We start from the raw sequence: 22,495 nt of genomic DNA, 5'->3' as shown, positions 1-22,495 counted from the left end.
CTCTTTATCCTTATATTGAAACTCCTCGCATAGGTATAGAATGAGCCCATTCTGCTCGTCCCTGAAGTCAGCCGCAAAAGGAGTGTGATTCAATGGAACGATTGATGCTCAAACGTATCGGCCGTGGAGTGTGGGTGATGTCTTCCATCTTCGTGACTGCCTATTTGATATATGTACTGCTGCCGCTGCTCTACCCCTTCCTGCTGGCCTGGGTCATCGCTTATGCCATGAATCCTTGCGTCAACCTGCTCCAGCAGAGCATGAAGCTGCCGCGCTGGGTGGCTGTCTCATTGTCCCTGCTGCTGTATTTCGGTGCGGCTCTGCTGATTCTGACTGCAGCTGTTACGAGGCTGGTCAAGGAGCTGATCACCCTCTCCCAGTCCTTCAACCTGCATATCGACGCCTGGATGGACTGGCTTACCTCTTGGACGCAAAATGACAGCTTCCAGAATATTGTCAATGAGATCGGCCGCTTCTATCAGAACAACCCAAACTACCATGAAACCATCAATCAGAACGTGACCCGCACTACACAAACCATCGGTACGGCCGTGACCGACCTGGTTACTGGTATTTTTAACGGAATTCTGCAAATTATTTATTACCTGCCGAATTTAGGCACGATTTTCATCGTTGTCCTGCTCTCCACCTTCTTTCTCAGCAATAGCTGGGAGCGTCATAATCGGGCGCTGTTCCGCATGATTCCGGGCGTCATCCATAAACCCATGACCTATATCTTCTCGGACCTCAAAAAAGCGCTGTTCGGATTCGCCAAAGCCCAGCTGATCCTAATATCCATTACGGCCTTTATCGTCATGATCACGCTGTATGCACTCGGCGTCAATTCCGCCTTTGCCATCGGACTTCTGATAGGATTGGTGGATCTTCTCCCTTATCTTGGCGTCGGAATCGTCCTGATCCCCTGGTCGCTGTATGCCTTCATGTCCGATGACCTGACGCTCGGCATCGGACTGACAGTTCTGTACAGCATCATCCTGATCGTCAGGCAGATCATGGAGCCCAAGGTGCTTGCCAGCAGCGTGGGATTAGACCCGCTGGCCGCCTTGTTCGGCATGTTTGTCGGACTGAAGCTGTTCGGCATTCTGGGTCTGATCATTGGTCCGGTTTCGCTTGTCATTGTGGATGCTTTCCGGCGGGCCCATGTATTCAAGGATCTCAGGAATTACATTATCGGGGGCAGGGTGAGGTAACTGACCCTAACTTCTCCATGGAGGAGAGATGTAATTTACAGGCCGCTGAGCTCCATGAAAGTGCAGTGCTCCATATAAATAGACCGGCCCCTGATGGGCCGGTCATATATGGGGAAGCCTTTTTTTGGATTTATCTGCGAAAAATCGTAATCTTGCCGTTCTTCATATTTTTCTTCATCCACTTCAGCAGCAAAATTCGGTACAACGGACGGGTCAGTGGAAATACCAGCGTAAATCCGATAATGTCAGTGACAAAGCCCGGCAGAATAAGAAGTACTCCACCTGCAAATATACATAAGCCATCCGCCATGGAAACACCGGGAACCATACCTGAATTCATTCTCTGTTTGGCATCTTCCATCGCTTTGCGGCCTTCAAACCTCATCATGGCAACGCCGACGGCAGAGGTCAGCAATGTTAGAAGAAATGTATTCATACCGCCCACGCGATCCGCAACGAATTGGAAACCGAATATTTCAATGACAGGCACGAAGATGAATGCTGCCAGCAACCATTTGAACATGAAGCTACTCCTTCCTCCCCAAGAGGGTGTCCTTCAATGCATCATACAGCTTTGGAGCGCATTTATCCAGTCGAGCCGGCTTCCACTCACGGTTCAGCCATACATGACGGGTTGCCCCTGCGGTTAACAATGCACCGGGAAGTCCGGATTCCGGGAACATCATACTGGCATCCAAATCATCCAGCTCCTGCCCACTCAGTAGACGAACCTCATACTCATAGTGTATTCGAAGCGGAGAGAAAGCAGTCATTCGAGTGAATACCGTAACCAAATCATCATATCGGGCTGGCTGGCGGTATTTGATGTCAAGGTCAACCACCGGGAGCAATACGCCTTCCTCTTCCATTCCGCGATAAGAAAATCCCAATTCACGAATCATTTCGGTTCGACCCATCTCAAACCAGTTTAAGTAGTTAGCATGATATACCACGCCCATCTGATCACTTTCCTGATAACGCACCCGAAAGGATGTCCAGTACCAGCGGCTGGGTCTCCATTCGTCTTTGCTAGGCAATGTCATCACCCCTTATCTATGCAAAAAGCAATGGTCGATAGAGTTCATCGTCCATTGCTTGTATGCGGCTATATTCAGAATCTCGCGATTCCTGTTAATCGAAATTACTTCTGCGCAGGGATTTGATCCACTTTCAGCAGGTTGGTAGAACCGGAACGGCCAAGCGGCACACCTGCTGTAATGACAACAAGATCGCCTTCTTTAACAAGTCCGGACTTCACGCCGCCTTGCAGAGCATAATCAAACATCTCGTCTGTAGAAGAAGCCTGTTCGCCTTTAACCGGCGTCACGCCCCAAGTCAGTGCCAAACGTCTCATCGTTCTGTCTTGAGTCGTTACAGCGACGATAGGAGCCTCTGGACGGTATTTGGATACCATGCGAGCCGTTTGACCGGACTCCGTGGACGAAATGATCGCTTTTGCATTCAAATCGAGTGCGGAGATCGCTACCGATTGGCTGATCGCTTCTGTAACGCTGGTATCCTGCGCGATGCGCTGTTTCAAGAACATTTCACGATAATTCAGTGCAGACTCCGCTTTTTCCGCAATACGGGACATAGTCAACACGGACTCCACCGGGTATTTACCAGCAGCCGTTTCGCCGGACAGCATGATGGCATCTGTACCGTCAAAAATCGCATTCGCCACGTCACTTGCTTCCGCACGGGTAGGACGAGGGTTGCGCTGCATGGAATCCAGCATTTGGGTAGCCGTGATAACAGGTTTGCCAGCCAGGTTACATTTTTCGATCATGCGTTTTTGAACCAATGGAACTTCCTCTGCAGGAATCTCAACGCCCAGATCACCGCGGGCAACCATCAAACCGTCGGATACTTCAAGGATTTCGTCAAGGTTATCAACGCCTTGTTGATTCTCGATTTTGGAGATAATTTGGATGTGCTCTCCGTTGTGTCTTTTCAGCAATTCGCGGATTTCAAGCACGTCACTTGCTTTACGAACGAAGGAAGCAGCAATAAAATCGATGCCCTGTTCGATCCCAAAAATGATATCGTTGGCGTCTTTTTCCGTAATTCCTGGGAGGGAAATTGCAACTCCCGGTACGTTAACACCTTTTTTGCTCTTGATGGTTCCGCCATTAACGATGCGGCATCTGATTTCCGTGCCTTCAATCTCCACTACGGTCAGACCGATCAGACCATCATCGATCAAAATCGTCGATCCGACTTGAACGTCCTGCGGCAACTCTTTGTAAGTAATGGACAAACGATTCTTATCACCAAGGATTTCCTCGGTAGTAAGGGTGATATATTCATCTTGTACAAGCTCAATCGGTTCCACTTCAAGTTTACCTGTACGGATTTCCGGTCCTTTGGTATCAAGCAGGATCGCTACCGTTTTGTTCAACTCTTCGCAAGCTTGGCGGATATTTTTAATCCGGTTGCCATGCTCCTCGAAGTCGCCGTGAGAGAAGTTCAGACGAGCCACGTTCATGCCAGCCATAATGAGCTTCTTGGTGTTTTCCAACGATTCACTGGAAGGACCGATGGTACATACAATTTTTGTTTTGCGCATTTTGGGTTTCCTCCGTTTATTAAAGGGTTCTCTATATCTCTTTTTCCAACAACTAAATCTACTACAAAAAGTCTCATTTGTATAGGAACTTTGTCATATCGTCACATACTCATCAGACTTTTACAGTATAATGTCTTCCTGTTCCGTCTTTTCGGCCTTCGCAAAATCAAACTCACCGATCTTGCGGAATTTGCGGTAACGGTCTTCCTTAAGCTCACAGGCGTCCATCACCGACAGCTCCTTCAGCTGGCTGATGAGGGCACTTTGGATCGCGGCAGCCGTCTCCTCATAGTTCCGGTGGGCACCGCCCTTAGGCTCCGGAATGATCTCCTCAATGACTTCCATTTCGAGCAGATCCTTCGCGGTAATCTTCATCGCTTCCGCAGCCTGATCTGCCTTGGACGCATCCTTCCACAGAATGGATGCGGCACCATTAGGGGATATCGCGGAATAAATCGCGTGCTCAAGCATCAGCACACGGTTGCCTACGGCCATCGCAAGAGCACCGCCGCTTCCACCTTCGCCGATGACCACACAAACAACAGGCACTCCAAGAGACGACATTTCCCGTAAATTACGGGCAATCGCCTCGGACTGACCTCTTTCTTCAGCTGTATTACCCGGATATGCGCCTTTTGTATCAATGAAGGTGATGATCGGACGCTTGAATTTGTTCGCCTGCTGCATAAGTCGCAGGGCTTTGCGGAAGCCTTCCGGATGCGGACTTCCGAAGAAACGGGCGATATTGTCCTTCGTATCTTTGCCGCGCTGCTGACCAACCACCGTAACGGGAATGCCGTCAAGTTTGGCCAATCCGCCGACGATTGCGAGATCGTCCCCATAGAGTCGATCCCCATGCAGCTCGATAAAATCGGTGAAGACCAATTGAATCAGATCAAGCGATGTCGGACGTTGCTGGTGACGGGCCAGATGCATTTTTTGGGAAGGCGAAATCGAAGTGTAAATTTCTTCCTCCAATCGGCTATATCGTTCTTCGAGGCGGGCGATTTCATCCGTGAAATCGATCCCTTTTTCCTGTCCGAATTGTTTCAGTTCTTCAATCTTCTTGCGCATTTCTGCAAGAGGCATTTCAAAAGGCAATTCGCCTGACATTAGAATCCCCCTTTCACGGAATGCATCTCCAGCAGCTTGCCAAGCATGGAGCGCATATCTTTCCGATGAATAACCATGTCAAGCTGACCATGTGCCAGATTAAATTCCGCTGTCTGGAAGTCGTCCGGCAGCTTCTGGCGAATGGTCTGTTCAATAACGATACGGCCCGCAAAACCGAATACGGCACCCGGTTCGGCAATGTTAATATCGCCGAGGGTTGCGAAGCTGGCGGATACGCCGCCGGTCGTCGGATCCGTAATTACTGAAATGTACAGCCCGCCCAGTTCATTGAATCTGGATAGGGCTGCGCTTGTTTTGGCCATCTGCATCAAACTTAGAATACTTTCTTGCATCCGGGCACCGCCGGAGGTAGAGAAAATAATAAGCGGCAAACGCTTGTCCGTTGCAAACTCAATGGCGCGCGTAATTTTCTCCCCTACGACGGAGCCCATGCTTCCCGTGAAGAAATCAAAGCTCATCACAGCCACAACAACGGGCTGGCCCAGGATGGAGCCGTGACCGGTAATAACCGCATCATGAAGTCCGGACTTCATCTTCTGCTGCTCCAGCTTGGCTGCATATCCAGGAAACTGCAGCGGATCCACCGAGATCATATCGGCATCAAATTCTTCGAAGCCTGTCTCATCCAATGTCATGCTAATCCGTTCTATCGCATTCAGACGCATGTGATGTCCGCATTCCTGACAGACCTTCAGATTCTTCTCAAGCTCTTTGCTGTATTGAATGGTGCCGCATTTGGCACACTTATTCATCAGACCTTCTGGAATTTCCCGTTTCGGGCGTTCGCCTTCCTGAGGCTGCCCCGCTGTCCCAAGTCGTTCCGATGGGATCGTTGCGTATTTCCTTTTTTTCTGAAACAAGTCTTTAAACACAACTACACCTCTCCAGCCGTAAATTTGAATGGCCGCCGCAAATAGCACTTCGCCGATCCGTACACTTGCTTCGCTATGTAACCCAGGTGAAACTAGGGGTGCAATATCGAATTCAACACTTCCTGTACTTCCTCAAGCTCTCCGGAGGGTACCAAAATCTCAAACTGCTGTTTGGAAAGATTCACAGGACGGCTTTGAACCAAAAAACCTTCTTCCGTTAGCCTGGTCTTGATCATTTCCGCCACCTTTGCAGTTGGCGCAATATAGATTACCGTCCACATGCCTTTCAGATCCCCCTAATCTCGTCCCACAGGCATATCCTGAGCCGATATAATGGATAATGATAACATACTTCAGTTTTTACCTCAACAAAGAGAGCAGGGGGCTGAAAGCCAAATTTGTACCCTTATGCATCATTCGACAGCACTCGCGATAATCAGTCAGAACCCGCAGAGTAGAGGGCCGCATCGGGATTTCGATGCGCGATCCGCGAAGAAGCGGCAGCGGCAATACCTGCAACGAGATCGTCCAAAAACACATGGATCCCGTCGGATTTATCATTCAACGTCTCAATCACACCCATTTTTTCCTTGTCCAAATAACCGAAACTGGTCAGTCCGATCATGCCATAAATGCTTGTGACACCAAGCGCCATGGTCTCATCCACACCGTAGAGCGGTTCATCTTGTTCCATAATCGACTGCAAGGGCTCCGGCAGCAGCTTCTTCTCTGCCAGCTCGTCAAGCGCAATGCCCGTAAACAGCGTATACTGCACTTCCCGCTTGCCAAGTACTGCTCGAACGCTTTCCTCACACTGGTCGATCGTTAATTTCGGATGATATCGCTTCTGAAGCTGAAACACAATATCCGCGATGGAGCTTACGCTGACTCCCCTGCGGCTGAGCATGCTCTCTGCCAAATCAATTGACATCACAAATCCCCCCGCGTCTCTGGCCGAATCCCCCACTGGATTAAATGTCGTGGAGAGCCTGTTGGGCTGGCGATACTCGGCCAATGTTTCCTGTAGTGTCCTAATTGTATGCGGGAGGGATTAGAAACGTTCTTAAATTTTGATATCATTTTACCTTGACGGTGTCTTGTCCCAGCATGCCCTCCATTTCAGCAAAAAGCTCCTTCGAGGGCTTAATCCGGTAGGCATCGCTAAGTGCAAGGACCTTTTGGCTCCGCTCGTAAAATAACACCGTTGCGACAGGTCCCGGGTGCCGCTGCAGCAGCTCTTTCAGCTTCACCAGCAATTCTGATTGCTCGGCATCGGCTGTTATTTTCACAAACACGCGCTGCTCAGCCTTAGGATTCGCTGTGTCTGTACGAGAATCCTTCTCGGACGCTTGGCGGTTGTTTACGGCTTCGTTTCCAGACGGGTTCGTCTCACCGCCATTCATGGTGCTCACCGGGGCCGCGACCGGCTCTGCCGATGGCACTGCGGTGGAAACCGGCTGTGCTCCTGACGGACCCGGACCCGATCTTCCAGCCCCGCCGCTGCCTGATCCTGGTCCCCCGGCTTTGCCCCTGCCGCCGCCTGCTGCTCCACGGACCTTGCTCCGCTGGACCAGTTGACGCAGCGTCTGCGCTTCAAGCGGCGCCACTTCTTCGGCCAGCAGCTTGAAACCTTCATCCTGCAGCTGTACCTTGGCCCGTATGGCAAGCAGGGCGCCTTTTTCAATCAGATGCGCGCTTCGTTTCCATACTTCAGGAAAGAGCACAACCTCGCAGCGCTCGATTTGGTCTTCGCATTCCATGAAGGCCATCGCTTTGCCCTGTTTGGTCGTAATCGTCTTCAGCGTAACCACCATACCGGCCACGGCAGCCATCGATTCGTCTGCCGCTTCATGAAGGTCCATTAGCCGGTCGGCCCCCGACTCCGTCAGTGTATCTTCATATCCATCCAGCGGGTGGCCGGACAGATACATACCCAGAAGCTCACGCTCGAATTCGAGCTGCTGACTTGCCGTATAAGGCGGGATGTCAGGATATTCAATGTCCCAATTGGTTGCTTCAACAAAGTCAAACAGCTGAATTTGCAGGTCGTCCCGCTCTTTACGCCACTTCACAGCTGCCTCCACCGTCTCATCCAGCATGGCCACCAGTTGGGAGCGGTGACCCGGCAAGGAATCGAAGGCCCCGGCCTGGATGAGTGACTCGATCACGCGCTTGTTGCATACGCGGAGGTCTACGCGGCGGCAAAAATCGAGCAGACTTTCAAATGGCTTCTCGCGGCGTATCTCTACGATATTCTCAACCGCTTGGGTGCCCACGTTCTTAATGGCTGCAAGCCCAAAGCGAATGCCGCCTTCGGTGAAATGATGGCTTCCTTCATCCAGGCTGGCGGATTCAGACTGGCTTACGACCGGCGTAAAATATGTCCCGCTTTCATTGACATCGGGCGGCATCACTTCAATATCGATGCGGCGAGCCTCCAGCACGTATTCTGCAACCTTCCGGTGACTCCCCATAACGGCGGTCAGCATGGAAGCCATGAATGGAACCGGATAATGTGCCTTCAGATAAGCCGTCTGGAAAGCGAGCACGCCGTAGGCGGCAGCATGCGCACGTGGAAATCCATAGTTCGCAAACCGCACAATCATATCGTACACGCGGTTAGCTTCATCCTCGCTATAGCCAAGCTTGAGGCTGCCCGAAACGAAGTGGCTGCGCTCCCGGTCCAGCACCTCGCGCTTTTTCTTCGATACCGCTCGGCGAAGCAGATCCGCCTCCCCGAGAGAGAAGCCCGCCATCGTCGAGGCAATCTGCATGATCTGCTCTTGATAGACAATGATCCCATAAGTATCGCCAAGTATTGGAATTAGATCCTCATGAGGGTACTCAGGATCTATCTGGCCGTGCTTAACCTGGATAAACCTTGGTATAAATTCCATCGGACCTGGTCGATACAAGGCGACCACGGATACGATATCCTCAAACGCCGAAGGCTTCAGATCTTTCAGCACCCGCCTTACACCTGCGGACTCAAGCTGAAATACGCCCGTGGTTTCGCCGCGCCCCAGCATTTCGTACGTGTTGCCATCGTTATCCGGTATCTGTTCGAAATCAAGCGCCCCGCCGGTCAATTCTTGAATCCATTTCAGCGTCCGCTCGATGATGGACAGCGTCCGCAGACCCAGAAAATCCATCTTAAGAAGGCCCACGCTCTCCAAATTCTCCATGGAATACTGCGTCAGCGCTGTCTTCTCGCTGCCTTCCTGCAGCGGCACCGCATCCGTCAGCGGATCGCGTGAAATAACGATACCCGCGGCATGCGTCGAAGCATGGCGCGGCATACCTTCCACTTTCATCGCCATGTCGATCAGCTCGCGCACCTTCGGCCTTGTTTCGTACTGCTCCTTCAGCTGCGGGCTTTGCTCCATCGCTTTGGCAATACTGATGCCAAGATGGTTAGGAATCAGTTTGGCCGCTTTGTCCACATCCCCGAACGGCACATTCAGCGCACGGCCGACATCGCGTACAGCCGCCCTTGCCGCCATCGTACCGAACGTGATGATCTGGGCGACATGCTCCTTCCCATACTTATCCACCACATAATCGATAACCTCATCCCGGCGCTCGTCACTGAAGTCGATATCAATATCGGGCATCGTAATCCGCTCCGGGTTCAGGAAGCGTTCAAACAACAATTTATATTTCATCGGGTCAACATTTGTAATCTGAAGGGTGTAAGCGACCAAGCTTCCCGCCGACGAGCCCCTGCCGGGCCCAACCGCGATGCCCTGTCTGTGGGCGTAAGCAATAAAGTCCCATACGATCAGAAAATAGTCGCTGAAGCCCATATTCTCGATGACGCCGAGCTCATAATTCAGACGCTGCTCCAGCTCACTCCGAAGTGCCTCATCCTGCCACCGTTCTGTAATCCCGTAGCGTTCCTGCAGTCCGTTCAGGCAAAGCTCGCGCAGGTATTCCGCAGCATTCTTTCCCTCGGGGAGAGAGCTGTACTCCGGCAAAATCGATTTGCCGAATTCGAGCTCCAGATTGCATTGGTCCGCAATCTTGGCTGTATTCTGTATCGCTTCCGGCACATGGGGGTACAGACGCTCCATTTCACTGCCGCTCTTGAGATACAGCTGGTTGGTCTGGATCTGCAGCCGGTCCTCGTCCTCCACTGTTTTGCCCGTACCGATACAGATCAGAACGTCTTGAACCTCGGCATCTTCCTCCGTGAGGTAATGCACATCATTGGTAGCTACGAGTGGAATACCCGTCTCACGGCTGAGCGCGATCAGCTGCGGATTGACGCGCTTCTGCTCCGGAATCCCGTGATCCTGCAGCTCCAGGTAATAGTCATCTCCGAATATCGCCTGGTAACGAAGCGCTGCTGCCTTGGCTTCCGCTTCACGTCCATGAAGCAGATGCTGCGGGACCTCGCCTCCCAGGCAAGCACTGAGGCATATGATGCCTTCATGATGGGCAGCCAGCGCCTCCATGTCGATTCGGGGTCTGTAATGGTAACCCTCCAGATGCCCGATCGAACAGAGCTTCATTAAATTGCGATAGCCAACCTCATTCTTGGCGAGCAGAATCAAATGATAGATCGGCTGATCCTTGCGGCTGCCCCGTTCCTTGCGGGAACCCGCCGTAATATAGGCTTCGCAGCCAATAATCGGTTTAATGCCCTGCGCCAGGCAGGCTTTATAGAATGGAATGGCCCCATACATCACGCCATGATCCGTCAGCGCCAGCGATTTCATTCCAAGCACTGCCGCTTCCCGCACCAGGTCACCGATACGTGCCGCTCCATCGAGCAAACTGTATTCGCTATGCACGTGCAAATGCACGAAAGAGCTCATCGTAACGCCTTCCTTTCGCCGGTACATTTATATTTATAGTCAACCCGGTAATATCTTTAAAAGTCTTTATTCCATTTTATCATAATCATGCTAGGCCCGCCCATAGAATGAGACTAGGGAGAATGTGGACAGGCGGCTGCCGTGATATCCACCTAAGAAGAGAGGAGACATGAGGCGATGAGCATTTTTTTATCAAAAGCGATTCTGGACTTTTTTATAGCCTTCGGCATCGTCCTGGGGGGCGCTATGGTGGGAGGCGTGGGTGCCGTGCTGTCCCTGCAGCCCCCCACCCATACCATGCTGGAGGTCGCAGACCGGATCAAGATATGGGCGCTTGCTGCCGCCATCGGAGGCACCATCGATCCGATGCGCGTCATCGAGAGCAATATGCTTGGCGGCAATTTATCCCCTGCGATCAAGCAAATATTATATCTTGGCTTTGCATTTCTCGGAGCGCATATGGGCAGCGAACTCGTAAAATGGGTTTGCTCCAGCCGGAGCTAGCCTATGCGAGTGCCCCCAGCCCACCGCTTTCGCCCCTTCTATCAGGTTGCTTCCATCTTCGTGCTGGGGATGGTCGTCGGCAGCATCGTCTACAACTCGATCTACCACGCAAGCTACACTAAACTGTGGGAAACGAATCAAGCCCAGCAGCTCCAAATCACGCAGTATAAAGAAGATATCGATTCGTTAAAAAAATACAATAAACAATCTACGGTCATCAAGGAAATCAAGATCCGCAGCGAGCAAGACGCCAAAGCCCCTCTTGATCCCGTGATCAGCAAGGATATCATAAAACTCATGGGGGAAGATCTGGCAGCCCTTCGCGGCCGGAACGTGTTTGATATCGATACGGACAGCAAGCTGACCCGTTCGCTCCTCAGCGACAAAATTTACACCGTTCGCGATAAAGATTACAAAGTCCAAATCAAGACCATGCTGGTCATGGAGGGTGTGCTGCAAATCTGGATCAGCATTGACCATCTGGATGCAAAGTCAAGCATATCATGATACAATACCGTTATCGTAAATGATCGAATCGTATATGCTGTGCTGCATCGTGAGCACATAGCCGAACTAAAGGAGCCTTCCATGATAACCGTCATTCACTACGTCCTGTACATTATCCTTGTCTTGTCCGTAATTGCCGCTGCGCTGTACAGTATTCGTGCTCGCCGAGTGGCCGATCCGGCTGATCGCGGACTATATATGTCCATGATGAACCTCTGCATGGGCATTATGCTGGTTTCCCTATCGCTTATCTGTATGTTTTTGTTCAGCGGCTCCACGCCGGCCGTTATTGTAGAGGCCGCGTTTATGGTGCTTGGCGCATTTAATATATTTGCCGGGCTTCGAAGCCGCACCTATTACAACAGGCTGAAGAATTCCCGGACTGCAAGCTGAGTGAATTAAGCTGAAGGGGCATCCCGTCAGGTCATAGCGACCTATGGGATGCCCCTTTATATTTCAAGCGTTTGTATTATCCATGATCGATGGCCTGCATCGTCATGACCGCTTTGGCAATCAGACTGGACTGATGCTGGATTTCGATCTCCATCTTGCAGGTGCGCCGGCTGATTTCCAGCAATTTCGGAATAATGACGATGGGATCCTCAATCTGCACGGGCCGGATGAAATAGGTCGACAGATGATCCAATACATGATCCCACCCGCTGATATCCTTGGCAGCCTTGACAGCCGCCTGACTCATCACCGTTGTGAGCACGCCTTGAGAAATCGTACCGAGATCCGTGGCCATCTGGGGAGTAATAAAGCCGTGGAAAAACAAATGCCCTTCCTCATCCCGATCCTCGGCAATGCCATTCCAGATCAGCTGGTCAAACGTCTCTCCAAGCTGAGGCTGGTTTCGGGCATCGCGAAGTGCGCCAAGCACCTCTTTTCGGGTGACGGTTGCGAGCAGCTTGCGGTTCCGATCGACAATCGGGAGAAAATCGATTCCCTCCCACATCATAATCTGTGCCGCTGAAGCGAGGGACGTCTTCAAACTTGCCGTTACCGGATTGCGGGTCATTGCTTTCTCGATCGGCTGGGATTCGGCCAATCCCTCCACATCCCGAACCCCGACGATGCCGATGACCCGGTTCCATTCATCGGTTACCGGATACCGAATCTCACCGGTCTCCTGGATAATCCGCTTAAATTCCTGAACGGTAACAGAGTTTTTCAACTGGTGATTCTTGGGTTTATCATGAGCAATATCCTCGACCAGCATAATTTTCTTCTTAATTAAACGGTCAAAAATGGCGCGGTTAATCATGGAGGCTACCGTAAACGTATCATGTCGGGATGATATGATGGGCAGGTCCAACTGGTCTGCCAGCTGCTTCACTTCACGGCTCGTACCGAAACCGCCCGTAATCAATACTCCCGCTCCCTGCTCCAATGCCAGGAAATGCGCATCCTCCCGGTTGCCAACAATCATGAGGCTTCCCGCATCAATATACCGGATCATCGCCTCTACCTTCATGGCGCCGATCACATATTTGTGCAGGCTCTTGTTCAGCCCTTCCGCACCGCCCAATACGTGCCCCTCCACAATTTCAACAACATCCGCAAACGTAAGCTGCTCCGATATGTTCCGCGGCTTGCGTTCAACGCGAACCGTGCCGATCCGTTCCTTGGTGACCACGATGCCCAGGCTTTCCGCTTCCTTCACGGCACGATAAGCGGTACCCTCGCTCACCCCCATCTCTTTGGCTAATCGGCGGACGGATATCTTGCTCCCAACCTTCAAACTTTCGATATGCTGAACCAACTGCTCGTGTTTTGTAATCGTATCATCTCGAACGTCCATCTGTTACACCCCCGGAACACTATCTGTACCATACTGTATCTATTATATCACGTCCTAACAAGCTCCCATACCCGGCCAACGCAAAAAACTCCCCTGCGGATACCGGATGGGTGCAGCCATCCAATCCGCCCTAGGGAGTTTATTTGTTCTTGTCGCGGTACTTATCGTCCCCTGCTATTAATTCGCTTCCTGGCTCTTCTGTTCTTCAGGCCATTTCAGTTCCCATTGATGCATTTTTTCCTTACGAATCTCATCAAGTGCTTTCTGTTTTGCATCATCAACACCGATAAGGTAATAGAGATGCGAGCCGATAACGAGCAGGGCAAATCCAGCCCAGACTGCACCGAACAGAGAAACCCATGAGAACCCTCCTGTGAAAGAAATGCTAGGAAGGGCGTATATCAACATGCCCAGTGCGACCAACAAATAAGCCGTGTGCTTAAACTTGTTCTTCTTCTTTTTCATTGTAAACGCAGCTCCTCTACTCTCTGAAATCTATATTTCTACTCTATGAGGAGTCTGCACAATTTATGAGACAAGTTTTCGAAATTTAACCAGTTCGGCTATGCCAATGACGAATTTATTGTTGGCCTGGGCCATACAGATGCTGAAGACTATCTGAAATGATCTTGTTCACGTCTTCAATAATAACACTCAGACGGCGCTCTGCATCAAACAAACGGCGAATGTTCAGGTTCAGGCTAAGCACATCGAACTGTTTCTCCATTTTCTCCATTTCGTCTTGTGCCGGCATATCCCCCGACATCATGCGCTGCTGGAGCTCCATCTGACGCTGACGGAAATCATCCAGCATGCGTCGGCTCTCCGGATCGGCATCCACGAGTTTCATCGCATCCGTAATCTCCTGTACCTCCTGGCTTTCCTTCATCGCTTTTGCCAAATCGTGCGCTTTATCATAAATGTTCATTTTTAATTTCCTCCAATTATGTTCGGCCTCATCGCCGTATTTGTTTGCTTTGCACTCGATGAATATCCATCTATCTCCAGAGCAGGGTTAACATCGATTGGAACAATCCAATCATTCCCCCCAGCAGGACACCGAGCCACGTAATGGCCCTGAATTCCCGCCCCGAGACGCTTAATATGACCTCTTCCAGCCGCTCAACGGGAAATTTCTGCACCTGCTCCTGAACAAGCTGTGGTAAATTAACAGCCTTCATGGCCACAGGAACGCCTCGCTCCAGGAAGCCCAGGGCTTTGTCAAGCAAGCCCGGCAGCGCCGCCTCGATGGCTGGCATCCGCGTCCCGATCACGTCGGCAACGCGAAGATTTTCGATTTGCTGAATCCACTTGGCCCAAGGAAGCTTATCATCCAATGTGCGTTCGATCCACGTCAGCCCCGGCTCGCCTGTTGCATGCTCGATGACCTCCCCAAGCGGCATATCGCCGTAATATGACAATTTTCCTGAGATGATGTCCGTAATCGTCTTACGAACCTGATCTCCCTCAAGCTGCTGGATCAGCATGGGGGTCAGCTTCTGAATCAGTTTATCCTCATCCACAAAAATCGAAGCCATTGTGCCCAAAAATCCGCCCGCCTTATCGATGAGCGAGGAAGCCACATCCGATAGCATTAGCTGGCCTTTGGCTGACAGCAGCGTGCTCCCCAGTTCCTTCAGCACCATATCAGTGGCTGCCCTGCTCCAGCCCTCGATCGTTTCTTCCGACCAACCGGGAACAAGCACCTTCAGCGGTTTGGCTCCCAGCTCATACCCATGCCATATTGCAGATGCGCCCTGGGCCGTAAGCGAGCGCGCCGATTGTTCGGCCCGAACCTTTACCTGCTCCCACTGCTCGGGACTCCATACCTTCAACGCCAAGTCTCCCAGGCTCCGTTCCGATTGGCTCCATTCCACCAGCTTCCGATGAAGGGTATCCTCCATCTTGGCCCGGAATACGGGCTTGCGGATGAGTTCCTGCAGTCCTTCGCTTGTCACCAGATAGTCCGAGACCACATGTCCCAACGACTCTGCGATTTCTTCCTTGCGCTTCGGGATCAAGCCTGGTGTAAATGGCAGGCGACGACCCAGCAGAATTTTTTCTTCGCGGGGGTGAAACAACATTTTTATCGCAAAGTGGTTGGTGATGCCGCCGACAAAAGCAGCTACGCACACGTTCACCAAAATAAACAGCCAGTTCGGCATTTTAAGCACTCCTTTTTCCCGAGCAGTACAATCACCAAGGGATATATGTCCTCATATGATGCATTACATGCAATGATCAGATGAAGTTCTTAGTCTGTTCACTTAAGTATCCAGTTGTTGTCGGAAGGAGATCCATCATGCGCAAATCCAAGATTAAACCCAACACCAAATCCAAGATATCGGTTCAATTAGTCCGTTCAGCCCAGCTTCCGGATAACGATATCAAGCTTGGTGATCGGCTCATAAGACAGCTCCGTATCCCCACAGATTCGCCGATACAGCTTGCCTTTGGCTCCTTCAAGCAGGAAATTCAAGTCACTTCAGGAGGTAAATCGAACTCACTGCACCTTAACCCTTCCGTATTCAGCAATTCGGGACTTCTTCCTCGAACCGTAATGAATGTCAAATATTTTCCATTAGAAAGGACTCTGAAGCTCGGTCCGCTTATCGGGGTTATGGTCAGTCGCTATCACCCGGATGAGCCAGACAAACCTTTCGGATCCATTTCAGCCTTCTGCCTGGAAATGGTAAACGCGGCCAGGAAACAAGGCGCATATGTATACTTCTTTACCCCTGACATGATCGGTTCGAACCCGTCGACACTTGAAGCGATTGCCTATGACGCGGGGTGGAAAAAGCTCAGCGTTCCAGCTCCAGACGTCATTAATAACCGGCTGTCTACCCGCAAACTGGAGAATAGTCCTAGCGTACAGCATTTTATGAGAGAAGTAAAATCACGATTCGGCACCCACATCTTCAATGAGAAATTTCTCGATAAATCCGATGTTTTTGAAGCACTCGGACCTGATGCGAAACTTCAAAAGTATTTGCCTGAATCCTATTTACTCAGCGGTTATCCAACCCTCAAAAAAATGTGTGCCGCTTATCGGACGGTGTTTCTAAAACCGGTACGTGGAAGTCTGGGAAAAGGAATCATCCGGATATCCCGCCAAGAGAACGGCCATTATCAGACGATGACCACCTCTCTTGAAGGAATCAAGAAAAATACCTACTCCTCGCTTCCAAAGCTGTTCAGCAGCTTATCAGGAAAAATCAAGAAAACGCGTTATCAAATTCAGCAAGGATTGGATTTGATCCGCATCAACCGGCGAAACGTCGATTTTCGCGTGCTTGTTCATAAAAACAAAAACGGCAAATGGTCGGTGACTTCTGTCGTAGCCCGAATCGCCGGCGGAAATCACTTTGTGTCCAATCTTGCTAGAGGCGGTACGCTCTCTGCCGTCAAGGATGCGCTTGCGATGAGTGGAATTCCGTTAACCTCCAAACAAACAGCGCCTGCTCGAATGAACCAGATCGCACTGGACATCGCTCATGGATTGGAGGCTGCCATTCCATATCATTTCGGTGAGCTCGGCATTGACTTGGCGATTGATACGTCAGGACGCATATGGCTCCTTGAAGTCAATTCCAAGCCTTCCAAAGGTGAAAATGCACCGCTGAATGCCGACTCCAAAGTTAGACCTTCAGCCGTACGCCTCGTTCAATATTGTCAATTCTTGACGGGTCTTTAAAAAAAGGAGAACCTTATGTCCTTAAACATGATAGGCACCCTAGGTGTCATGGTATGCCGCAGACCAGGTTCCCCTCCCTTTGCCGAGAAGGAATTTCTTCGTGAATTAAGCTTGAGGGGCAGGAAGCTGGGAATGCAGGTATTTGTTTTTTGCCCGGACGATGCTTTTGCTGCTGACGATGCAGGAAGCAGTTCAGACAGAATCAAAGGATATTGTTACGGCTCGGATCAACAGTGGAGTTCCGGCAGCTTTCCACTGCCTGATATCATCTATGACCGAGGTCTGCATCGAAACGGCGAGGAAACCGCCGCCGCAAGCGAATCTCTAAACCGCATGTTACAACGAGGTTCCAGACTATGGTCGCGCGGTTTGCCAGGCAAACAAAAAGTACATCAATTATTGAAGCATTCTGCCGCCTTAAGACCTTATCTTCCTGCAACCTTAAGTTATACGGGAGACGAATCACTGAACCGGGCTTTGCTGGCTTTTGGGAGCGGCATTTTTATGAAGCCAAGCGGAGGCTCTCAGGGTCGTCACACGCTGTGCATCTCCTGGATAGATGAGCTGCATGTCAAATTGCAAGGGAGAGATCGGATCAATCGCATGTTCGAGCAGACCATTCCCTTGGAGAAGATGAACGACTGGGTGCGGAGATTTACCGGCAGACGCCGATTTATCATTCAACCCTTCCTGAAGCTTCATAACCGTAACGGGGAGCCTTACGATATCCGGTCGCTGGTCCAGAAGAATGATCGCGGCTTATGGTCCATTACAGGCATTGCAGTAAGGCAAGGAGCTGTCCAGGGGTTGACCTCTAACCTCCATGGAGGCGGTACGGCTTACCCCGCCCTTCCATATCTAACCTCCGATTTCGGGGAAGAGAAGGCCTTGAAGATCATCCAGACCATCCGGGAATTGTCCGCCCAGCTTCCTTCACTGCTGGAAGAAGGGTTCGGCCGTCTTGGGGAACTGGGAATCGATTTCGGCGTGGATATGAGCGGGCGAGTATGGATTCTGGAGGTCAATTCCAAACCTGGCCGACGCGCATTTACACTAACGGGAGATGGTGACGCAGCCCGGCTGTCCGTCGAACATCCGATTCAATACGCCCGTTATTTATTGCTTCGACAACTTAGGAGGGTAAATACATGAGTTTGAATTTCGGAAATATTCATTTCTCGCAGCAGCCCGAAAAAGTCGTCTTTTTATCCGGTTCGCTGCTTCGGAGCCTGGGACTAACAAGCAGGAAATCCATTCAGCTTCGCATCGGCACCAATGCCGTGTCCGCTTCTGTGAAACCGATAGAGCGATCGGGGAAACATATCTATTTAAGCAACGGCGTCCGAAACAGCATCAATGTCCCTAGACAAGGACCCGTCTATATTAATTCCCCCCGTGACGGAGAAATCGAACTCGGGCCCGTTGTTGGCGTTCTGTCCGATGGACCACATAATCCATCCAGCCCGTTCGGCGCCAGGACTTCGTATATCAAGCAGCTGCTTCGTGAGGGCAATAAGAAGATGTTTGTATATGCCTTCGCCCCGCGGGATATCAACTGGCAGCGTGAAACCGTGCAGGCCTATATGCTCGGCTCTAACGGCGGCTTTGTTCGCAAAACCGTTCCGCTTCCTGACGTCGTCTATAACCGCCTGCCCAGCCGGAAAACCGACTTCTCCCCGTTCACCAATCAGCTCAGAGACCGGTTTGGCAAACGCAATATCAAATTCTTCAATTGGGCATTCTTCAATAAGTCGGATGTGTATTCGCAGCTGGACGGCGACGTGCAGGCCGGAAGATATTTACCAGAAACCTATAACAATCCAAGTCCCGAGCGGATCAAGGATATGATGGAACGCCATAGCTTTGTCTACTATAAGCCCTCAGCCGGAAGTTTAGGACTCGGCATCTACCGGCTGACCTACCTCCCCAAAAAAGGATACTATGCGCGATATCACGGAAACGGTGGTAACACACTGCTGAAATTCCCGAACTTTAACAGCATGATGCGGATGCTTCAGGCCAAACACGGCTCCAAGCTGAAGAATTATGTCATCCAGCAGGGAATTCGGCTTATTGAAATTGACGGCTGCCCCATCGACTTCAGATTCCATATGCATAAGAACAGCAAGAACCGCTGGTCGGTGGTCGGTATCGGTGCCAAAAAAGCCGGCCGGGGCAGCGTAACAACGCATATCAAGAACGGCGGCTCCTTAATGACACCGGAGCAGGCGCTCTCCCGTGCCTTCGGCTCCAGGTCGCGTGATGTGCTGGAGCGCGCCAAGGACGCCGCCATTGCGATGTCCGAAGCCATCGAGAATCATCATCCGCATCTGCTGGGAGAAATCGGGTTCGATATCGGCATTGATGATAACGAGAGAATATGGATGTTTGAAGCGAATTCGAAGCCCGGCAGATCGATCTTCAGCCATCCTTTGCTCAAAGGGGAAGGAAAAGCATCGGTCGAGCATATTTTTGAGCACAGCATGTATTTGAGTGGCTTCCACAGGGGGAATGATTCGTGATCAGCCGAGTGGAGAGTGATGGAAGACCGGTTGTAGCTATTCTAACCATGCATGATTCGTATTCCATGTTCAGGGGCAACCGGCAGAACTTTCAGGAAATCATCAAGACGGGAAAAGATATGGGCTTTATGGTCTATGTAGTAACCGTGCGTGATCTGAAACTAAACTCGGGTACGGTCAAGGGCTATACACTGCAGAGCGACAATTCCTGGGAGCAGAGGCTCTGTCCTCTGCCCCAGGTTATATACAACCGGATTCCATACCGGGAGGATGAATCCCTCCCCTGGGTCCGCCGCAAAATCAAGGAATGCCAAAAGCACCCCCACATCGATATTTACAATCCGCACTTCTTCAATAAATGGCAGCTCTTCTCGTGGCTGAACAAATCACGTTTAACTAAAAAATGGGCTCCTCTAACGAAGCGTATGAAAGGCTTCCCCACTTTATACGAGATGATTAAACGGAAGCCTTACCTTTATCTGAAACCCGAGGATGGAAAAGCCGGGCAAGGCATCATGAGAGTGCGGTATCAGAGGAACAACTCCCTTCCTTACCGCATTCAAATTCAGAACAACAAGAACAGCACGACTTATAAAGCGGCGTCTCTGGAACGGCTCTGGAATCGCGTCTATCAGGAAACCAAAGGGAGCTCTTACTTGATCCAGCAGGGAATCGAGCTGGCCCAGGTCCATGGACGCGCTTTTGACCTTCGAATTCTCGTGCAAAAGAATGAGTTTGGTGCATGGTCCGTCACTGGCATCGGTGCTCGCATGGCAGGTGCCAAGAGCATAACCACACATGTTCCCCGCGGAGGAACCATTGAGGATCCCGAGAAATTGCTTCCAATCGTGTTCGGTCAGGAGCGCTCTGAGGCCATTCTTAGTGAAGTTAGAAAAGCAGCCGTGCACATGGCCCGGCAGATTGAGAAAAGCTCCGGCCATACGCATGGTGAAATGTCGATGGATCTTGGAATTGACAGCGAAGGCGTCCTCTGGTTTTTCGAAGCCAACTCGAGACCGATGAAATTTGACGAACCGGCCATCCGTAAAAAGTCACTTGAGCGGATTTTTCAATATTCCGACTATCTGATCAATCAACGATAGGACGCTGCCTCGCCTCGAAACCGAGCCTTAGGGATTATAGGAAAGGAGGGGATCCTGTGGAAATCTCATGTCTCTCTCTCTCAAGTCCGGATGAATGGCCGCATGCACGACAGCAGTGCAGCGACTTTCTCCGGCGGTATAGCAGCAAGCGTCTAACCCGTGAAGGTTATCAGCGTCTGGCTTCGCTATCCTACGATGAACTGATGCAGCCCGGTACTTCTATTATAGCGGCTACAGTTCGAAGCGATGTCGGCCGCATACCTGTGGGAATTTGCTATGCGGCGGACTATGGCGAAGGTGCCTGTATGATTGCGGTGCACCCGCTATACCGCAACCGGCATATCGGCTCTTCCCTGATCCGCTCACAATTGTCCAGACTTGGTCGGCTGCGCTGCAAAGTAGCTGCCGATCATTCAGCCAGTTTGCAAATGTGCTTCCATGCAGGCTTACAAGCTATCGCCCTTGAGCAGGGTCCAACAGGCAAGCCAACGCTCATTATGAGCGGAACCCTGCCCTTAAACCAATACCAGAGTTCTTCAGCGCCTAATGCTGACTCTATTCAAGAAGGTGACCTTCTGTGTCAAAGCCCATCTTAGGTATCATGACGCTTTACTTGGATGATCGAAAAAAGCTGGAAGAACGGCATATCTACGAGCATATGATCAGGGAAGGTAAAGCGATGGGGATGGACGTTTATGTCTTCACCCCTGCCGATGTCAACAGCTCGCAAGGTCGGATCAACGCCATGGAGTACGATCCTGACAACAACAAATGGAGCCGAAATTGGCGTTCGTTCCCCCATATGATCTTTGACCGCTGCCGAATTCAAAAGAGCGCCCGATTTCAACAACTGCTGCGCTTTCGTTCCCGCTACCGGTATTTATTGTTTCTGAACAGACCCTTGCGCAATAAATGGACGATTCATCAAATATTATCCACCAAAAAACGATTCCGGCCCCATTTGCCGGATACCCGGATCGTGACGAGCACCAGCGATATCCACCGGATGCTGAATGTTCATCCCACCGTCTACTTTAAGCCGATTAACGGAACGGGCGGACGCGGAATTCTGAGGATAAACAAAGTGGAAGGTGTCGCAGGTACCTATGAAGTCCAGGGACGCAATGCCAACCGCAACATTATTAAACCAAAACGGATGCCTTCAGGCCATCTGGCCCAATACCTCTCAGGCTGGGGCAATAAAGATAGATACCTGGTTCAGGAAGGGATACAGCTGGAACTGCCGGATGGCAGAGTGCATGATTACCGGATGCTCGTACAGAAAAATGGAACCGGCCGTTGGCAAGTGACGGGCTGCGTAGGACGCGTTGGAGCACCCAAAAGCGTCACCTCCAATCTGCATGGCGGCGGACGTGCAACAAGGATGGAAGAACTGCTGAGCAAATGGATTACTGATCCGGCAAGGCGTGCCAGCATCCGCGAGGAAGCCGACGCTCTCGGCGTGGATGTCGCTCAGTTTCTTGATGAACAGTACGGGGGCTTGTGCGAACTCGCCCTGGATTTGGCCGTTGATAAATCCGGGAGAATCCTCATTATCGAGGTCAATCCGAAGCCATCGCGGGAAGTCTTCTCGCAAATCGGCGATATGACGGCTTACAGGGAATCCATGGTAAGGCCTCTAGAGTATGCAATGTGGGTATACAGTCAAAAAAAATCCGCAAAAAATGCTTAGTCGAATCTTACGAATACCGTATCTCAGAATTCAGAAGAACACACAAAGGCTGTTCCCAA

At 51.0% G+C, this 22,495-nt stretch carries 22 protein-coding genes; 10 read left to right on the top strand and 12 right to left on the bottom strand.

The features are described 5' to 3' along the window. The first annotated feature begins 92 nt into the window (after window positions 1-92). Complete coding sequence (ytvI, locus tag PGL02S_RS16930; protein ID WP_006212038.1) at window positions 93-1,211, top strand: sporulation integral membrane protein YtvI; 1,119 nt, start codon at window positions 93-95, stop codon at window positions 1,209-1,211. A 130-nt stretch (window positions 1,212-1,341) separates the two neighbouring features. On the opposite strand, the gene PGL02S_RS16925 is transcribed toward ytvI, so the two are convergent. The 8 genes from PGL02S_RS16925 to PGL02S_RS16890 form a co-directional block, all read right to left on the bottom strand. Next, a complete protein-coding gene (locus PGL02S_RS16925) occupies window positions 1,342-1,734 on the bottom strand; it encodes an FxsA family protein (RefSeq protein ID WP_036643301.1) in 393 nt (130 codons plus the stop codon). A 4-nt stretch (window positions 1,735-1,738) separates the two neighbouring features. Beyond that, window positions 1,739-2,254: an acyl-CoA thioesterase gene (locus PGL02S_RS16920; protein WP_036643303.1), complete on the bottom strand. Its 516-nt coding sequence runs from the start codon at window positions 2,252-2,254 to the stop codon at window positions 1,739-1,741. A 98-nt stretch (window positions 2,255-2,352) separates the two neighbouring features. Next, a complete protein-coding gene (gene pyk, locus PGL02S_RS16915) occupies window positions 2,353-3,780 on the bottom strand; it encodes a pyruvate kinase (RefSeq protein WP_006212041.1) in 1,428 nt (475 codons plus the stop codon). Between the two features lie 120 nt (window positions 3,781-3,900). Next, window positions 3,901-4,893 carry an acetyl-CoA carboxylase carboxyltransferase subunit alpha gene (locus PGL02S_RS16910; RefSeq protein ID WP_036643304.1) on the bottom strand — a complete coding sequence of 331 codons (993 nt, stop codon included), beginning with the start codon at window positions 4,891-4,893 and terminating at the stop codon, window positions 3,901-3,903. Further along, a complete protein-coding gene (gene accD, locus PGL02S_RS16905) occupies window positions 4,893-5,786 on the bottom strand; it encodes an acetyl-CoA carboxylase, carboxyltransferase subunit beta (protein WP_006212043.1) in 894 nt (297 codons plus the stop codon). Before accD ends, PGL02S_RS16910 begins: the two co-directional genes overlap by 1 nt. 92 nt (window positions 5,787-5,878) lie before the next feature. Next, window positions 5,879-6,067 (bottom strand): hypothetical protein, encoded by a 189-nt coding sequence (locus PGL02S_RS16900; RefSeq protein ID WP_006212044.1) that lies wholly within the window; start codon window positions 6,065-6,067, stop codon window positions 5,879-5,881. A gap of 155 nt (window positions 6,068-6,222) precedes the next feature. Next, window positions 6,223-6,717, bottom strand: coding sequence for a phosphatidylglycerophosphatase A family protein (locus PGL02S_RS16895; protein ID WP_006212045.1), 495 nt, complete (start codon window positions 6,715-6,717; stop codon window positions 6,223-6,225). 145 nt (window positions 6,718-6,862) lie between these two features. Then, a complete protein-coding gene (locus PGL02S_RS16890; RefSeq protein ID WP_036643306.1) occupies window positions 6,863-10,606 on the bottom strand; it encodes a DNA polymerase III subunit alpha in 3,744 nt (1,247 codons plus the stop codon). A 177-nt stretch (window positions 10,607-10,783) separates the two neighbouring features. Between PGL02S_RS16890 and PGL02S_RS16885 the strand changes: the two genes are divergently transcribed. From PGL02S_RS16885 to PGL02S_RS16875, 3 genes are all read left to right on the top strand, one after another. Then, complete coding sequence (locus PGL02S_RS16885) at window positions 10,784-11,110, top strand: YtrH family sporulation protein (RefSeq protein WP_006212048.1); 327 nt, start codon at window positions 10,784-10,786, stop codon at window positions 11,108-11,110. Between the two features lie 3 nt (window positions 11,111-11,113). Beyond that, window positions 11,114-11,617, top strand: a complete 504-nt coding sequence (locus PGL02S_RS16880) for a hypothetical protein (protein WP_036643308.1) — start codon at window positions 11,114-11,116, stop codon at window positions 11,615-11,617. A gap of 81 nt (window positions 11,618-11,698) precedes the next feature. After that, entirely contained in the window at window positions 11,699-12,010 is a 312-nt protein-coding gene (locus PGL02S_RS16875) for a YtpI family protein (RefSeq protein WP_006212050.1), read from the top strand. A gap of 76 nt (window positions 12,011-12,086) precedes the next feature. Here PGL02S_RS16875 and PGL02S_RS16870 read toward each other — a convergent pair whose 3' ends face one another. The 4 genes from PGL02S_RS16870 to PGL02S_RS16855 form a co-directional block, all read right to left on the bottom strand. After that, window positions 12,087-13,421 (bottom strand): DRTGG domain-containing protein, encoded by a 1,335-nt coding sequence (locus tag PGL02S_RS16870; protein ID WP_006212051.1) that lies wholly within the window; start codon window positions 13,419-13,421, stop codon window positions 12,087-12,089. A gap of 177 nt (window positions 13,422-13,598) precedes the next feature. Beyond that, window positions 13,599-13,886, bottom strand: a complete 288-nt coding sequence (locus PGL02S_RS16865; protein ID WP_006212052.1) for a hypothetical protein — start codon at window positions 13,884-13,886, stop codon at window positions 13,599-13,601. 115 nt (window positions 13,887-14,001) lie between these two features. Then, window positions 14,002-14,349 (bottom strand): YlbF family regulator, encoded by a 348-nt coding sequence (locus tag PGL02S_RS16860; protein WP_006212053.1) that lies wholly within the window; start codon window positions 14,347-14,349, stop codon window positions 14,002-14,004. 70 nt (window positions 14,350-14,419) lie between these two features. After that, a complete protein-coding gene (locus tag PGL02S_RS16855; RefSeq protein WP_036643309.1) occupies window positions 14,420-15,586 on the bottom strand; it encodes a DUF445 domain-containing protein in 1,167 nt (388 codons plus the stop codon). A gap of 137 nt (window positions 15,587-15,723) precedes the next feature. Here PGL02S_RS16855 and PGL02S_RS16850 point away from each other — a divergent pair, with 137 nt between their 5' ends. The 6 genes from PGL02S_RS16850 to PGL02S_RS16825 are packed head-to-tail and all read left to right on the top strand — an operon-like array spanning window position 15,724 to window position 22,436. Continuing rightward, on the top strand, window positions 15,724-17,118 hold the full coding sequence (locus PGL02S_RS16850; protein WP_006212055.1) for a YheC/YheD family endospore coat-associated protein: 1,395 nt from the start codon (window positions 15,724-15,726) through the stop codon (window positions 17,116-17,118). 15 nt (window positions 17,119-17,133) lie between these two features. Beyond that, window positions 17,134-18,270: a YheC/YheD family endospore coat-associated protein gene (locus PGL02S_RS16845; protein ID WP_036643310.1), complete on the top strand. Its 1,137-nt coding sequence runs from the start codon at window positions 17,134-17,136 to the stop codon at window positions 18,268-18,270. Next, window positions 18,267-19,640: a YheC/YheD family endospore coat-associated protein gene (locus tag PGL02S_RS16840; RefSeq protein WP_036643311.1), complete on the top strand. Its 1,374-nt coding sequence runs from the start codon at window positions 18,267-18,269 to the stop codon at window positions 19,638-19,640. Before PGL02S_RS16845 ends, PGL02S_RS16840 begins: the two co-directional genes overlap by 4 nt. After that, complete coding sequence (locus tag PGL02S_RS16835; protein ID WP_036643312.1) at window positions 19,637-20,743, top strand: YheC/YheD family endospore coat-associated protein; 1,107 nt, start codon at window positions 19,637-19,639, stop codon at window positions 20,741-20,743. The genes PGL02S_RS16840 and PGL02S_RS16835 overlap by 4 nt, the downstream gene beginning before the upstream one ends. Window positions 20,744-20,799: 56 nt before the next feature. Then, window positions 20,800-21,339 (top strand): GNAT family N-acetyltransferase, encoded by a 540-nt coding sequence (locus PGL02S_RS16830; RefSeq protein WP_036643313.1) that lies wholly within the window; start codon window positions 20,800-20,802, stop codon window positions 21,337-21,339. After that, on the top strand, window positions 21,321-22,436 hold the full coding sequence (locus PGL02S_RS16825) for a YheC/YheD family endospore coat-associated protein (protein ID WP_036643314.1): 1,116 nt from the start codon (window positions 21,321-21,323) through the stop codon (window positions 22,434-22,436). The genes PGL02S_RS16830 and PGL02S_RS16825 overlap by 19 nt, the downstream gene beginning before the upstream one ends. The last annotated feature ends 59 nt before the right edge of the window (window positions 22,437-22,495 follow it).

The organism is Paenibacillus glucanolyticus NBRC 15330, from assembly GCF_004000885.1.
Classification (GTDB): domain Bacteria; phylum Bacillota; class Bacilli; order Paenibacillales; family Paenibacillaceae; genus Paenibacillus_AQ; species Paenibacillus_AQ glucanolyticus.
Note: the sequence above shows the minus strand (reverse complement) of the source record. Positions and strands in the feature narration are given on the sequence as shown.